At 58.4% G+C, this 13,417-nt stretch carries 20 protein-coding genes; 13 read left to right on the forward strand and 7 right to left on the reverse strand.

The features are described from left to right. Positions 1 to 79: 79 nt before the first annotated feature. From rplA to secE, 4 genes are all read right to left on the reverse strand, one after another. Entirely contained in the window at positions 80 to 772 is a 693-nt protein-coding gene (gene rplA, locus ACVIIW_RS30540; RefSeq protein WP_456704089.1) for a 50S ribosomal protein L1, read from the reverse strand. A 6-nt stretch (positions 773 to 778) separates the two neighbouring features. Beyond that, positions 779 to 1,207 (reverse strand): 50S ribosomal protein L11, encoded by a 429-nt coding sequence (rplK, locus tag ACVIIW_RS30545; protein WP_008136439.1) that lies wholly within the window; start codon positions 1,205 to 1,207, stop codon positions 779 to 781. A gap of 133 nt (positions 1,208 to 1,340) precedes the next feature. Continuing rightward, positions 1,341 to 1,895, reverse strand: coding sequence for a transcription termination/antitermination protein NusG (nusG, locus tag ACVIIW_RS30550; RefSeq protein ID WP_092228471.1), 555 nt, complete (start codon positions 1,893 to 1,895; stop codon positions 1,341 to 1,343). Further along, positions 1,895 to 2,086, reverse strand: a complete 192-nt coding sequence (gene secE / locus ACVIIW_RS30555; protein ID WP_007611620.1) for a preprotein translocase subunit SecE — start codon at positions 2,084 to 2,086, stop codon at positions 1,895 to 1,897. The genes nusG and secE overlap by 1 nt, the downstream gene beginning before the upstream one ends. A 933-nt stretch (positions 2,087 to 3,019) precedes the next feature. On the opposite strand from secE, the gene ACVIIW_RS30560 reads away from it, so the two are divergent. Next, positions 3,020 to 3,805: a hypothetical protein gene (locus ACVIIW_RS30560; RefSeq protein WP_456704090.1), complete on the forward strand. Its 786-nt coding sequence runs from the start codon at positions 3,020 to 3,022 to the stop codon at positions 3,803 to 3,805. Between the two features lie 52 nt (positions 3,806 to 3,857). Here the strand turns inward: ACVIIW_RS30560 and ACVIIW_RS30565 are convergent, their stop codons facing one another. After that, on the reverse strand, positions 3,858 to 4,172 hold the full coding sequence (locus tag ACVIIW_RS30565) for a DUF6894 family protein (RefSeq protein WP_456704091.1): 315 nt from the start codon (positions 4,170 to 4,172) through the stop codon (positions 3,858 to 3,860). A 172-nt stretch (positions 4,173 to 4,344) separates the two neighbouring features. Between ACVIIW_RS30565 and ACVIIW_RS30570 the strand changes: the two genes are divergently transcribed. From ACVIIW_RS30570 to ACVIIW_RS30580, 3 genes are all read left to right on the forward strand, one after another. Next, positions 4,345 to 5,826, forward strand: a complete 1,482-nt coding sequence (locus ACVIIW_RS30570; RefSeq protein WP_456704092.1) for a DUF6056 family protein — start codon at positions 4,345 to 4,347, stop codon at positions 5,824 to 5,826. A gap of 5 nt (positions 5,827 to 5,831) precedes the next feature. Beyond that, positions 5,832 to 6,059 (forward strand): hypothetical protein, encoded by a 228-nt coding sequence (locus ACVIIW_RS30575; protein WP_456704093.1) that lies wholly within the window; start codon positions 5,832 to 5,834, stop codon positions 6,057 to 6,059. 121 nt (positions 6,060 to 6,180) lie between these two features. Then, complete coding sequence (locus ACVIIW_RS30580) at positions 6,181 to 6,429, forward strand: hypothetical protein (protein WP_456704094.1); 249 nt, start codon at positions 6,181 to 6,183, stop codon at positions 6,427 to 6,429. Here the strand turns inward: ACVIIW_RS30580 and ACVIIW_RS30585 are convergent. Beyond that, positions 6,407 to 6,649: a hypothetical protein gene (locus ACVIIW_RS30585; protein WP_456704095.1), complete on the reverse strand. Its 243-nt coding sequence runs from the start codon at positions 6,647 to 6,649 to the stop codon at positions 6,407 to 6,409. The two genes, ACVIIW_RS30580 and ACVIIW_RS30585, sit on opposite strands and share 23 nt — an antisense overlap. A gap of 663 nt (positions 6,650 to 7,312) precedes the next feature. Between ACVIIW_RS30585 and ACVIIW_RS30590 the strand changes: the two genes are divergently transcribed. From ACVIIW_RS30590 to ACVIIW_RS30615, 6 genes are all read left to right on the forward strand, one after another. Next, positions 7,313 to 7,486 carry a hypothetical protein gene (locus tag ACVIIW_RS30590; protein ID WP_177243727.1) on the forward strand — a complete coding sequence of 58 codons (174 nt, stop codon included), beginning with the start codon at positions 7,313 to 7,315 and terminating at the stop codon, positions 7,484 to 7,486. Between the two features lie 328 nt (positions 7,487 to 7,814). Beyond that, complete coding sequence (locus ACVIIW_RS30595) at positions 7,815 to 8,135, forward strand: hypothetical protein (RefSeq protein ID WP_456704096.1); 321 nt, start codon at positions 7,815 to 7,817, stop codon at positions 8,133 to 8,135. A 108-nt stretch (positions 8,136 to 8,243) separates the two neighbouring features. After that, positions 8,244 to 9,065: a hypothetical protein gene (locus ACVIIW_RS30600; RefSeq protein WP_456704097.1), complete on the forward strand. Its 822-nt coding sequence runs from the start codon at positions 8,244 to 8,246 to the stop codon at positions 9,063 to 9,065. 222 nt (positions 9,066 to 9,287) lie between these two features. Further along, positions 9,288 to 9,455 (forward strand): hypothetical protein, encoded by a 168-nt coding sequence (locus ACVIIW_RS30605; RefSeq protein ID WP_456704098.1) that lies wholly within the window; start codon positions 9,288 to 9,290, stop codon positions 9,453 to 9,455. A 61-nt stretch (positions 9,456 to 9,516) separates the two neighbouring features. Continuing rightward, positions 9,517 to 9,699 (forward strand): hypothetical protein, encoded by a 183-nt coding sequence (locus ACVIIW_RS30610; RefSeq protein ID WP_456704099.1) that lies wholly within the window; start codon positions 9,517 to 9,519, stop codon positions 9,697 to 9,699. A gap of 373 nt (positions 9,700 to 10,072) precedes the next feature. After that, complete coding sequence (locus ACVIIW_RS30615) at positions 10,073 to 10,201, forward strand: hypothetical protein (protein ID WP_456704100.1); 129 nt, start codon at positions 10,073 to 10,075, stop codon at positions 10,199 to 10,201. A 455-nt stretch (positions 10,202 to 10,656) separates the two neighbouring features. Here ACVIIW_RS30615 and ACVIIW_RS30620 read toward each other — a convergent pair whose 3' ends face one another. After that, positions 10,657 to 10,836, reverse strand: a complete 180-nt coding sequence (locus ACVIIW_RS30620; RefSeq protein ID WP_456704101.1) for a hypothetical protein — start codon at positions 10,834 to 10,836, stop codon at positions 10,657 to 10,659. A 294-nt stretch (positions 10,837 to 11,130) separates the two neighbouring features. Between ACVIIW_RS30620 and ACVIIW_RS30625 the strand changes: the two genes are divergently transcribed. From ACVIIW_RS30625 to ACVIIW_RS30635, 3 genes are all read left to right on the forward strand, one after another. Further along, positions 11,131 to 11,388 carry a hypothetical protein gene (locus ACVIIW_RS30625; RefSeq protein ID WP_456704102.1) on the forward strand — a complete coding sequence of 86 codons (258 nt, stop codon included), beginning with the start codon at positions 11,131 to 11,133 and terminating at the stop codon, positions 11,386 to 11,388. A 922-nt stretch (positions 11,389 to 12,310) separates the two neighbouring features. Further along, positions 12,311 to 12,487, forward strand: a complete 177-nt coding sequence (locus ACVIIW_RS30630) for a hypothetical protein (RefSeq protein ID WP_456704103.1) — start codon at positions 12,311 to 12,313, stop codon at positions 12,485 to 12,487. Between the two features lie 188 nt (positions 12,488 to 12,675). Next, positions 12,676 to 13,416, forward strand: coding sequence for a Crp/Fnr family transcriptional regulator (locus ACVIIW_RS30635; RefSeq protein ID WP_456704104.1), 741 nt, complete (start codon positions 12,676 to 12,678; stop codon positions 13,414 to 13,416). The last annotated feature ends 1 nt before the right edge of the window (position 13,417 follow it).

Raw genomic sequence — 13,417 nt, forward strand, 5'->3', positions numbered from 1 at the left:
TCCGGTGAGTGACGCGCACAAGCGACGAGGGGCGGAATCGGTTGCCCAATTCCGCCCCTCGCCTCATGCAATCCCAGGCTTAGCCGAGAATGGTGCCCGGCTCGACCTTCACGCCCGGGCCCATCGTCGAGGACACCGCAACGCGCTGGATGTAGGTCCCCTTGGAGCCAGCCGGCTTCGCCTTCGAGACAGCATCGGCGAGCGCCTTGATGTTCTCGACCAGCTTCTCCTCGGAGAACGAGGCCTTGCCGACGCCGGCCTGCAGGATGCCGGCCTTCTCGACGCGGAACTCGACCGAGCCACCCTTGGCACCCTTCACCGCACCGGTCACGTCCATGGTCACGGTGCCGATCTTCGGGTTCGGCATCAGGCCGCGCGGGCCGAGCACCTTACCGAGACGGCCGACCAGCGGCATCATGTCGGGGGTGGCGATGCAGCGGTCGAAATCGATCGCGCCGTTCTGCACCTTCTCGACCAGGTCTTCGGCGCCGACGACGTCGGCACCGGCGGCCCTGGCTTCGTCAGCCTTGGCGCCGCGGGCGAACACGCCGACGCGGAGCGTACGGCCGGTGCCGTTCGGCAGGGTCACGACGCCGCGGACCATCTGGTCGGCGTGACGCGGATCGACGCCGAGATTGATCGCGACCTCGATGGTCTCGTCGAACTTCGCCTTGGCGCGTTCCTTGACCATCTTGATGGCGTCCGCGAGCGGGTAAAGCTTTTCGCGGTCAACACCTTCGCGGGCTTTGTTCAAACGCTTTCCGATTGCCATGACCGCTTACCCCGCCACTTCCAGACCCATCGAGCGGGCAGAGCCCTCGACCATCTTCATGGCCGATTCGATGGTGTCGCAATTGAGATCCTTCATCTTCTTCTCGGCGATCTCGCGCACTTGCGCCTTGGTCACCTTGCCGGCCTTGTCACGGCCCGGCGCCTTCGAGCCGGACTGGATTTTTGCGGCCTGCTTGAGGAAGAAGGACATCGGAGGGGTCTTCATCTCGAACGTGAACGAACGATCGGCGTAGATCGTGATCACGACGGGAATCGGGGTGTTCTTCTCTTCCTTCTGGGTCTGGGCGTTGAACGCCTTGCAGAACTCCATGATGTTGAGACCGCGCTGACCGAGCGCGGGACCGATCGGGGGCGAAGGATTCGCCGCACCGGCCGGGACCTGAAGCTTCAGGTATCCGGTCACTTTCTTTGCCATGTATCACTCCTGTTGTGCCGGCCTTAAGCCGGCGGTTTCAGGTTCGTGGTCTGGGTCGGATGCGGCTGGCAACCGCCCTCTCCCTCCCACGGCCTCTTGTCGCGCGAGGCCTATAGCCTCACGCCTCGTCCGATCAGACCTTCTCGACCTGACCGAATTCCAATTCGACCGGCGTTGCGCGACCGAAGATCGACACCGCGACCTTCACGCGCGAGCGCGCCTCGTCGATTTCCTCGACGACACCCGAGAACGAGGCGAACGGACCGTCGGCCACGCGCACGTTCTCGCCGATCTCGAACGACACCGACGCCTTCGGCCGCTCCACGCCTTCCTGCACCTGGTGCAGGATGCGCATGGCCTCGTTCTCCGAGATCGGCATCGGCTTGTTCTCGGCGCCGAGGAAGCCGGTGACCTTCGGCGTGTTCTTGATCAGATGAAACGCCTCGTCGGTCAGCTTCATCTTCACGAGCACGTAGCCGGGGAAAAACTTGCGCTCGGCGTCGATCTTGCGGCCGCGGCGCACTTCCGTGACCTTCTCGGTCGGAACCAGCACCAGCTCGAACAGCTCCTCGAGCCCGCGCTGCTTGGCCTGCTCGCGGATCGATTCGGCGACCTTTTTCTCGAAGTTCGAATAGGCGTGGACGATGTACCAGCGCTTGTCGGACAGTTGAGCCGTTGCTGTAGCCATCAGTGAATGCCCAAAAGGAAGGTGATGAGATAACGGATGATCTGGTCGGCGGCGAAGAAGAAGATCGAGGCCACGGCGACCATCACGAACACCATGATGGTGGTGATCGTGGTCTCACGACGGGTCGGCCAGGTGACCTTGGCGGTCTCCGAGCGCACTTCCTGCAAGAACTTGAACGGGCTGACTGCCATCGTTTGAGACGCCATTAAGATTTCAGGGATCCGAACAGCCTGATGTGGCCCAGCCCTCTGTCTCGAAGGATGAGCCGGAAACCGGGCTCTGATGTTCGGGGAATTTCTAAGCCGCGCCGGAAATCCGCGTTTAACGGGCCTGCTGCGAGTGCGGGGTATCTACTGCGGTTGGGGCCAAACGTCAAGATGTGGGCGGGGCCGAATGCACACAAGCCCGGCTCTGGGAATTGATGCGGATCAAGGCTTTACCGGGTGCCGATGAACCATGCTCCGAGCTTTCGGCCCGTCAATGTCCTGCCTGTCGATCGTTGGGATCAGCTGGCAGGAGTGGCAGGGCTCGAACCTGCGACCCCCGGTTTTGGAGTACGGGGTTCTTTCGTGCCTCCTCGTTTTGTTCTGTAATTCGCTGTGCTGATCTGTCGGGATTTTCCGACTTCGCTCTCCCAGCTGTTCTCGCCAGTACCTGTCGGTCACCCCGCATCGGGTAGCAAAATGGTAGCATGACGTTCTCGTCTTGTTCGTTCAAAGGAGATCCTTGCTGCTGACCGAGACGCATGAGATCGGTGGAAGGTTTGCGATCACTTGGATACTTCAATGCTCACCGGCCTATGCTTCCCCGCGCGAGGCATCCGGATCTGAACGGCGCGCTCTTAACGTCCCGCCCCTCGGAATCGAAATCCGGCCAGCCGCCTAGCGATATCAACGCGCATTCTGAACTTTCACCGTCCGTTCTGCTAATGACGAGGCTTGGCGGTGCAGCCGAGACCTCCCACAAGCGGAAATGTTGGATGTGGGATTGCGGCTGCCGGATGCCAACCTAGAGCCTCGACGGCTGGCCAACCTGCTTCTGCGGTGAGCGCATTCCAGTTGCCTGCGGCGAGCAGCACATCCATACGTTCAGCGCGGAATCAGTGCAAGCGGGGAGCGCACTAAGTGATTTGGATCATCATCGGCTTAGGATTCACGTTTTTGTTGGGGTTAGTTTTGAGCGACGCCATTCGGGACGACCGACAAATAAAGCGCGGAGCCCAGCATGTAGATCAGGGTGACTCCGGCAGAAATAGCGAAGCCTCTGGCGCTGATATCGGGGAGCCTCCGCTTGAACAACCGCAAGGCGATCCACGAAAGGAGAGCTATCTCAACAAGCCGGAAAACAAGGTGAGTTTTGCCACTCTGCTTTTCGTTGGCGCCTACACTGTCATTACGATCTTCATGTGGTGCACTCAGCGCGATACCGAATACCGTCAATTGCGTGCGTATGTCCTCAGCCAACATGTTAAAGTTTTCATCTCCAACACGGCCCCAAATTTGAAGATAGAGCTTGTCTTCAAAAATTATGGATCGACGCCCGCGTATAGGCTCAGAGGCTGGCATTGCGTGGTCGTGAACAGATTTGAAAACGACGCCGATGGCGCGCTCACGATCGAAACCAATGAAGCTAATTTTCCCGAACCACCCTTCAGTGACAACACCGCTCCTGCACGCACCGTTGCTCCGCAGGAGATCAGGAACGTCCTGCATCCAGGATTCTGTGGCCGATCCGGAATGAACGGTCGAGTGATGACAACAGAGGAGCTCGCCAGCATTCAAAGCGGCAAGGCCGCGATCTACCTCTATGGGGAATTGCGTTACGGATACCCACACGTCACGCATTATCGCTTGGTTGGTCCCGGCGATGGCCCTACCTTCAATACCAAAGAGGGCAACGAGTCTGACTAGGGGCACCAAGATCCTCACAGGCAGCTGGCGTTGCGGTTGGTCTAGGCCGCTCCTATTTGAGCGGCATGCGTAAATTCGAGTGCAAGCCCGTGGCGGCGAAAGCCGTGCCGGCGTTCTCGGTTCGCGCATCGACCACGTGCCGCGCGATCTCTGAACCGTCCCCGTCGACAACAATAACGATCGTGCCGCTAACGGGATCGTACTCGGGATCGCTCCCGATGTCCCGAGCGATGCGGGCGCCGTAGTCGCTCGCCAGATCGGCCGAGCTAAATTGCTCGCCCTCATCGTCGACCTGTAATTGCCCGTTGTGAATGATCGGAAAATAGTAGCGCTGCATAGCGATAGCCCTCGTGGTTTGGGCGGTCATGCGTCCTTCTCGGGGTGGCCACACCTGTCGAAAATGACAGGGGTCCCAGTGGCCCTGATTGTTGGCTTAGTCGAGGAGCCTCCGTCAAACCCAGTTGAACGAGACAGGCTGTCCAACCCTGCATTGCCAGCATTGATTGGTTGTGCTTGGATACCCGGCGGCTGGGGGTTGTATGCACAAGATCGCTGGAGTCAGGCGAGAGAGTCGTCTTGTCGGGTTTGTGCGCTTGGGCGCATGGATCATTGCAATCCTCGTTCCGACCTCTTTTCTCCTCAAGCTATTCGCGTTGACCCTCTACAGCGTGCCGGAATCCGATGATTTTTGCTTCGCATATCTGCACCTACAGAATGGCTTCGGCGGCACGCTGTCGCACTACTATCATGTATTGATTGGGCGCGTGGTCCCCGTGCTCTTGATGCAGGTCCCGGCAGCGATCAGCCGCTTGACCTTCATCGACTATTTTATCGGAAACGTGCTGACCTTGGCGCTGCTCGAAATCGTGTTCGCGGGCGCGACGATCTTTGTCGTCAGCAGGATATGGCCGCTGGCAAGCTTTCCACAATGGATTGCGATGGCGGCAGCTCTCGCCGCGACGATGGCCGGTGAAGCGCCGAGCCTTCGCGAGATGCTCTACTGGTTGCCCGGTGTGAGCTGTTACATGGTGCCCGCAGCCATTGCGGTCGTGGTCTTTGTTGAGCTCATCAATGCCGCGGAAAACGGCGCGGGATTCTCGACGCGGGCAACTTGCATGTTGGCGATCGGATGCTTTCTCGCCTCTCTATGCAACGAGTTCACGCCGGTTTGGCTTATCGGAACCGTTGTCTTTTCGCTGTCGGCACGCAAAGTCTTGGGCCACCGACTGGAATTGCGCAGCCACGCATTGATCGGATTGGCAGCAATTGCCGGATTTGCGGTTCTTCTGCTGGCGCCGGGAAATGCGGTGCGTATAGGTCAATTCTCTGGCGCTGGGTCCTTCATCACCTCCCTCGGGGACGCACTGAAGTACTCGTTGACAGGACTGGGGCGCCTGTTGAGGCAGCCGCTCACGCTGACCTGGCTCGCCGTCGCGGCCCTCGCTACGGTCGCGCAGCCTAAGCAAACCGATGCACCCCCCAGAACGAGACTATTGCTGGCAGCCGGAGTTGCTTTGACCTCTCTGTCGTGCGGATATTTTGAGTACTTCGTGCATCAATTCGCGACAGGCATTCGCCTGGTCGAGCGGGCTCAAAACGAGGCGCTGGTCTTTGTTCTGTCGGGATTGACGATGAGCCTCGTCCTTCTCGTCCGCAGCGTTCGCGATCCCATTCGTCATCGGATTCAGGCCCTGGTGACGCGCCCCCTCGCTGTGGCGCTACTCCCTGCCGTGATCGCGCTTTTTGCCTTGGCGCCCCTTCAGCTGAGCCCAAACGCGAGGAGATTAGCGGTGGAACAACCCTCCTTTCGGGCATTCTGGCTCGAGGCGATGGGCCGTCATGTCCACCTAACCCTTTCGACGGAACGAAACCTTGCGATCCCCAAATATCGTGCCGTGCCGTCGGTGTTGACTAGCAGTGACGTAACGGATGATCCGACGCGGCTACCCAACGACTGTATCGCGAGCTTTTATGGCAAGGATGCAGTTGTTGCTCGACGCGATGCTCTGTCGCTGGAATGATAGTCATGTCGAGCGAACCTGATCAAGCTCGCGAAGAGATGCTCCTCGCCGAATTGAACCGGTGCAAAGCCCAGCTCGAAGCCGTCCAAGCAGAATTGAAGGAATTGGTAAGCGCAAAGAGTGTTGATGCCGTTGCAGTGGGGGATGCCGCAAAGCGAATGGCGGCGGCAGTTGCGCATCTCGAGGCGGTCACTCGAGCATTACTGTCCAGCCGGCCCACGACCTTACAGTAACCAGCTCTGGAGTCCGACAAACCTCCCTTAGCAGACTCGCGACCCACAGTAGCTCGCGCGCGTTCCGACCCACCAGTAATCGACGATTTGACTCTCGCCGGCATCGCGCGTGGATGGCGCTATGCCCCGCCCTCGACGTCACACGCCCACGCACGCCGACGGCCGCTCGCTCAAGATCACCTTCGGCGAGATGCGCGAGATGGGTCTCCGCGGCATCCTGGTCTATTGCCACTGCGGGCATCACGTCGCGCTGAGGGTCGATCGCTGGCCCGACCATATGCGCCTGTTTGATATCGAGCCGCGCTTCGTCTGCGGCGGCCGCGGCAACCGCGGAGCTGAGGTCAGGCCTAATTTCGAATCCCTTGATTAGGACCAGTAACGCTGCCGCTGCTTTGGTCGGAGCTTGATTCGTCATGCTTGAAGCCATTCGAGCCAGGATGGGCCAGGCTCTCGACCGCCGACGTTTCCTCGCTCAGGCGCCGTTCCAAAAATCGTCGCTCCAGATCTGACAGATTGGTTTTAAGCAGGCGTCGGTATCGGCCGATGTTGTGGTCGTGGGCGCGAAGACGGGCGATTATCTCGTCGGTCACGGGGCCTCCGTATGAAGGACAGAAATCTATTCGACGGGACAAATTAGAGAGTTCAAAGACTTCACCGTTTTAATGAAAGCAAGCTTCGCGCTTGGGCACTCGATTGTCAAACGAACCAGGCCCGCCAGCGTGAACCGCCGGACCTCTTGTCACCGCTTCAGTCATGGTCTCGTTTGCGAAGTTGCTCCAGTCCATTCTCGATCACTCGAAGGTCATCAAGTATGGAATCTCGCGACACAGCCGGGTTAATGCTGGATGCGCTCTGTAGTGTTTCTAGCAAGTGGCGGCGAAGGTCTCGCATATCCTCCAGCGCTTTCCGGTTGTTCAAACGTACATGAGCGGAAACGATCGATTCCATGGGGGTTGGCAATGGGTTGCTCCGACACAGAGCTCTAAAATAAATTGCATCGTAGTTCGTCGGAGTTGGTCCGCAAGATATCCAGGAGGGGTAGCGAAATGGCCTGCCAGCGTGAACCGGCGCACCCGTAAGTTTCCCAATGTCCGGGCTGCGGCAGCCGCGGAGCGACGTTCGACGGGACTTCAATCGGAATAAGCCTAATCGGAATACGGTGGCAACGTGACACGCGTCACAGCGAGCATCCCTGGCAGCGCGTACATTCGCATCCGATGGCGATCAAGCCACACGGAACAAGGAGAACGCAGATGAAGACGACTAGCGATCGTGAACTGTCAGCCGCCGAGCTGGAAGCGATTTCGGGAGGTTCTCCGACCCTCACTGTTCCAGCGGGTACGTTCGATAAGCTATTTGCGTCGATCGATAAGAATCTTGAAACGGTGAAGCAGCTGCCTAAGGGCGGTTACCTTCCGCCTGGCTAAGGCAAGCGGGCTTGACTTTGAGCGGGCGATGCGCGGCTTGCAATGCTGCGCCACGTAGGGCCGCAGAGGCCGCCAACTGGGGCGGCCTTACTGTTCCAACTCTTTGAGGATGCGGCCCCGATGCTGAACGTGCAGAACCTGGCACGAGTAGAAGTTCTCCAGAAGCTTTTTCGCTTCGGCTAGATCGTGCTATGGCGAAAAGCCCCGCGAAGCGCATTTCTCCATCGGAGAAACGCGTTTGCTTATCCGACGAAGCACTCTTGAAACAAAGAAATTGCAAGCTGTGTTTGTTACGGCACGGCACATCGAAGATTTACGGGTAAATAGAATGCGGAAGATCGGCCTTATATTGGGATTAGCGATTCTGGCCAGCGTTGCTGACGCCCCAGCCATTGCTAGCGATGCTGTTTCCACTAGCGGCTATACGCCCGATCGCGAGCTCTCCGTCCTTTCAACTGACGGTCACGTTTCAGTCGAAGTGACAGGCCGCGATACACCTACAAGCCAAGAGCGCGACGGCAACACGATCTCCATCGACATGGATCGGGACAACGATGTCGGCACTGTGGACAGCCGGGACATGACAATCGACCGCGACGACGGAAGTGGCGCCGATCGTGACGATGCCGGGGGTGATCACGGCGAGTGAACTCACGAAAGTGGAGTGAACTGAGGCAGTCGAGGTCTGCGGATCAGTGAGTCAGAGCAGAAGAAAGACTGCGATGGTCGAAAATGCCTAAGCTGAACGAGACATTATATGGGCAAAGCCGTTTATTATTTGTGTGTCGTAATGGTCGGTTTTCTGGTCATCAACTCGGACCCTGCTAGGGCTGACGTCTCTGTCAGAAACGTCCACTTTTGGATGAAGGCGTTCATCGCCAATCCTGCTGGGAACGCATCGACCGACTTTACAAAAACCGAGGCCGGCAAGTGGGTCGTGAAGGCGCCCCTCGCAGGTGTTCCCGTCTTAAATCTGGTGCTGCCAGTCGGCTGCTTTAGCATCGATGACCGCGATTTCAGCATCGACCCCCTTAGCTCCGCGCGCGTGACCTTTGAGGCCGATCTTGTCGTCACGGATCGTGACATGAAGGTAGACACCTACGACGGAAGGAGGCGGGCCAGAATTGGTGAAAGTCACAATGTTGACTGCAAGACAGGAGCCGACCTCCAAGCTCCTCGGTCGGCACCAGATTCGGACGTGTCAATCAGCGACGTGAAGTCTTCACAAAGAGGATTGATGCAGGTGTTCAATGTACGCGCGTCGACGCCCAATCCGTACTATGATTGGGTGAAGGATTACATACCCTCTGTACCGGTAGTGGGAACACGCGTAACTGGTGCACCTAGAATAGACTTTGAGGTTGCTTTTGCATTTAACGTCGTGGCCCAGAAGATATTAATCTCGGGATCAACGGGCGACTTCCCGTCGTTCGAGGCCTACTACTCGATTGATAACGGGCCCGTTGTTAAGGTCCTAAATCGCTCACAATCTGCGGTCGGACCAATTGCGCTGGCGGATTTTGGCACAGGAATAAACACGCAAAACTTCAAGGCGGAGATATCCCTCCCCGCTCCGTAGAGGCGGGCCCCTTCTTCGTCTATTGCCCTCGCTCTTCTCGCATAGGGCCAACTGGTGGCGTCCGACACCGGCCAGAGTACGCAGGATATCGGATCGCGCCACCGTGCCGCTGAACCCGGCGTCACCGACAGGCAGCAGCCCGGCCAAGCGTCGGCCATAATGCAGGGCGTCGAGATGCCGCCCCGGCCACCGGAACCGTAAGCGCGATCAAGAATCTTATCGATGCTTCCCCAGAGCTTTGCAGGCTGCATTGAGCAGCAGCGCAGCAGCCGTGGGTTGGCCAGCTTCTTGGTTCCCCAAGTATCGCGCACAGAGGCGGAATACGAAGCCATCCCGGCCGTGCGTGACGTGCTGGACATTGCCCGTGCCGCCGACTCACAAATGTTCTAGCGGGAACCGAATGGATCGGAAAATCTCGCGACAGTCCGGGAACAAGGACGTTTGGGTTTGAATGTCTGAAAACCCTGATTGGGCCGCTGCCGGTAGGGGGCAGCGGCCCCTTTTTTGCCGCGGCTTGCAGCTCCTCAAGGATCGCAAGGTGATCTTCTATAACGAGATCGGAACTTACATCCGGCTCAACGGAAGCGAAGATCTGCTGGAAAAAATAGCGACCCCGACCTTTGGCTGGGGCTGAACGAGGGGCCGGGGCCGCCAGTCACCCCCAGCGGGAGGTAGGTCTGGGCAGCCTTGTAGCGAGCCTGAGGGCGTGCGCAATAAACCAGGTGAATCGATTCGCAATTAGATCGAAGGCAACCTACCTTGGACTCGGTCAGTCCGGAGTTGCGTATGCGTAAATCCCCCTCGATCGTCCCCACCGATCGTCTCGACCGAGACATGCACTTCGTGCTGGAGGACTTCAGCAGCGGGCCTGCATGGAGAGAGACCGACGAGGACAGCACCGACTTCCGAACCCTGATCAGCGACCTCCTGAGCGGCCAGTACTCCCACCAATTCGCGTCGTCGCACTCAATCCCCTGGAGGGTTGGTCGCGAGACGCCTCTGAGGACGTGGCCCAGGCACTGGAGCAGCGCGTCGCCGAGGGATTTGAGGTCACCGAGCCGGTTCGGGAGTTCATCGAGCGCTTCACAGGAAGGCCGATCGGCGTGCAGCTTCTGCTGCCGCTGCGTGATTTTTAGGGGTCATACCTGAGCCGAGAGTTGTAGGCCCACCAGCGTGAACCGGCCGGATGCAATCAAGCGCTCGTGGCCCGGCGCGGTTCTCGTCCGGTGATCGCGCGCCGGGCCTAACCATTCCCCGCTTCCCCCGTGAGGTTTGGCTAAGCTGAAGATAAAACGATTCTCGGGACAGCTTATACTTGTTTGTGCAAGCCCCAGAACGCGATCAGCAGAAGGGCGACGCCCCCAAATACCTCCCCGCGCGTTTTGGCTAAAGGAAGACGCGAAAAACCAAGAGGCCGCCTTAGTTGGCGGCCTTACTCGATCGCCATCGCAACGATGACGGCGAGAGCGATCGCGGTCAGTGTCCAAGTCAGCGTGTGCAGCATCCAAGGTCGCATGGCGCGTGCCCCGGTGTTCCTCGGCAGGGAACGCTGGTGCGCTGGGGCTTCCTTGAGCTAGATCAAAGCCCAGTCTTACTGTCGTGTGTGGCGCTTCAATCGCGTGATGTGCCGTTCTCGTCTCCAGACATCAAGGTCGTGCCCGTCGAGTAATTGGGCCGCCTTCTCTTTGGCTTCTTCGTCGTTGGCGCAATCCAGCTCATGCACGCCGGTAATACGCCCGTCCTCATCAAGGATGTAAGCGCGGTAGTCCATGGCAGTCGCTCCTCAGCGGAACGATTATACCACTGGCTGAACGGCTGAAAAGCGGATTAGGACACCCTCAATTCAACTTAAGCCTCTGGGGATAGGAAATGATCTGCGCTGATAGGACCCGGCTCTGAGACTCACATTTGTTGTGGCGGGAACCGAGGATGTCGGGAAAGTTCGGGAAACCGGGGCTGGCTGCATATTTCACTTAGATCGTTTTTCACCCGGATTTTTTGACAAGGCGCGGGCCGCGGCAGTTCGCTGCTGCGGCCTACGTGTTCTTTGAAGAGGTCAAGTTTCATGACCAACGAACATTGCCTGATCGTCCACGCGGCCGGAAGACAATTGGATCTGCTTCGCGGAGAAGCTTCTCGCATCGCAAGAGGAAAACAGATCAACTGGTGGACCGATCGGACCGAAGTAGGCACCCGCTTCTGTTTTGAAGACGCGAAGGCGAAAGAGGTTTTCGCGATCACCTGCGGCGACTTTGGCGTTCGTTGCCGAGACGGCTACCCCCTAAAAGAAACCCGCCGACCTTGTGCGCCGGCGCGAGTTTGATCGAGATTGTTGGCAATCGGCAGGCATCGACCGATGATGCTGCCCTAGTATGTCGTCCCGCCAGCGTGAATCGGGGGCTAAAACCCGGGAAGGAAGCCCGCGCCCTGGAGAGAGAGAGAGACCGCCAACTGAGGCGGCCTTACTCTCGGGAGGGCGGTTGCTGGTCCGTTCGCTGACGCGCCTCTAACCAATCAGCGAGAGCCTTGTACTCGCGCTCCATTTTTTGGAGTTCAAATCTGGTTTCTTTGTGCCCCGTGATGGCGGCCTGTAGATGGCATTCGCGCTCCAATGCGCGGTACTTACGATGGGGCATCGTCATTCCCCTGTCTGTCAGAGACGACGCTTAATAGCGCGTTCCAAGGGCGTGCATTGAACTAGGATAATCTCTCAGCCCCCAACCAAGGACTTTACTCTTTCGCCTCCTCTTCTTGGATGACCTCGAACAAGAGTAGCAGCAGCATCGAGAACGAAGCTCGGAGCCACTTCGAGGGGTGCTACCAGCGCTCAGTTTGAGCACGTCTGAAACGCGCCGAGGTACCGACCGGCATAGAGGTTGCAGTTTAGACGGTGCTGAGACTTTCGGTGTCCCAGTTCGAGGATAAACTGCCGCATGGTGTGTAAATTTGAGCCAGCGGCACGAGAAAGTGGGAGGCTAACGTGGCCAACAACACACCGCCGCCAGGCCCCAGGTTCATCGTTCGGAAGGGAAGCGTTGATTGGATGGTCTACGATCGAGAACTCAAGAGGCCAGCGCAGTTGGGAAAAGATGGTCACTTCGGTGAGAGGTTGACCAAGGAAGAGGCCGAACAGCTAAAGCAGAAGCTGATGGACGACCTCCCTGCGCAGCAGGGAACGCGCTCTGTCGCTCGGCCAACGCCCCGGGGCAAGCATCGGCCATAATGCATCAGCGAAAGCCGTTTACGTGCGCGGCAATACCGGCACGTACTACGGGAACCTGATCTCGGGCCAGTACGCCTATCCCGTGCGGATCGTCGCCTTCAACGCGATCGAGGGCTGGTCCCGCGACGCCACAGAGGACATCGCCGAAGCGCTCGCCGAACGCGCTGCTCATGAAAGGCTCGATCTCGCCCGCGCTTGAGGCTGTCGTCCAGGCCAATGCGAGCCGCACTGTTGCCCGCAACTGCCGCTGCCTGTCATCTGCAGACGGGCAAGCTCTCCGTAACCCCGCAAAATAAATGGTGGGTACGTACTCTTTGTGTGCACTTTGATACCGTAAGTTCCTGACCCGGAACGCTAAAGCGGGCGCTCACTATCAGCGGGTAGGCGATGCGTTCGGAAGAAGGGAAAACAGGTGCGCCGGCAAACGATTTGCTACGGGCGCTTAGCCCGAAAGATTTCAAACTTTTACGACCCTTCATGGATGAGATCCACGGGCATTCGGGGCAGACCCTCTACCATCCAGGCGATACCGTTGAGAACGTCTATTTGCCATGCGGACCCACTTTGGTTGCATTTGCCGTTGCAAGTGATGACGATCGAGAAATTGAAGTTCTCTTGGTCGGCCGCGAAGGCGCCGCCGGCGGCGCGGTCAGTCACGGCCTGTTGCCGGCCTACTCTCGCATCACAGTAAAGCTGGCCGGACCATTGATCAGGCTATCTGCCCGCAAGCTGCATGACGCGCAGCAAGAATCGCGCGGACTTCGCCAACTGCTCGCAAGATATGCCGATTGCTTTGTAGCGCAGACCTTTCAATCAGTCGCCTGCAACGCGGCGCATTCTATCGAGCAACGCGCAGCGAAGTGGCTAATCGATCTTGTTGAGCATACTGGCGAGAACTTTGTCCCCCTCACCCATGAGCAGTTTGCAGGGATACTCGGAGTGGGACGAAGCTATGCCAGCCGGGTCCTTCAAGACTTCAGAGCTGCCGGTGTTCTCGAGACCGCGCGTGGCACGATCACTGTCTCCGACCTAGAGGCGCTTCACCACAGATCTTGCTCGTGCAACACGTGGGTCAAGAAGCACTTCGCTGAGGTTCTCGCGCGGCCCGAAATTACTGCGGGCGAGTGAC

Source organism: Bradyrhizobium sp. USDA 4449 (assembly GCF_054056275.1).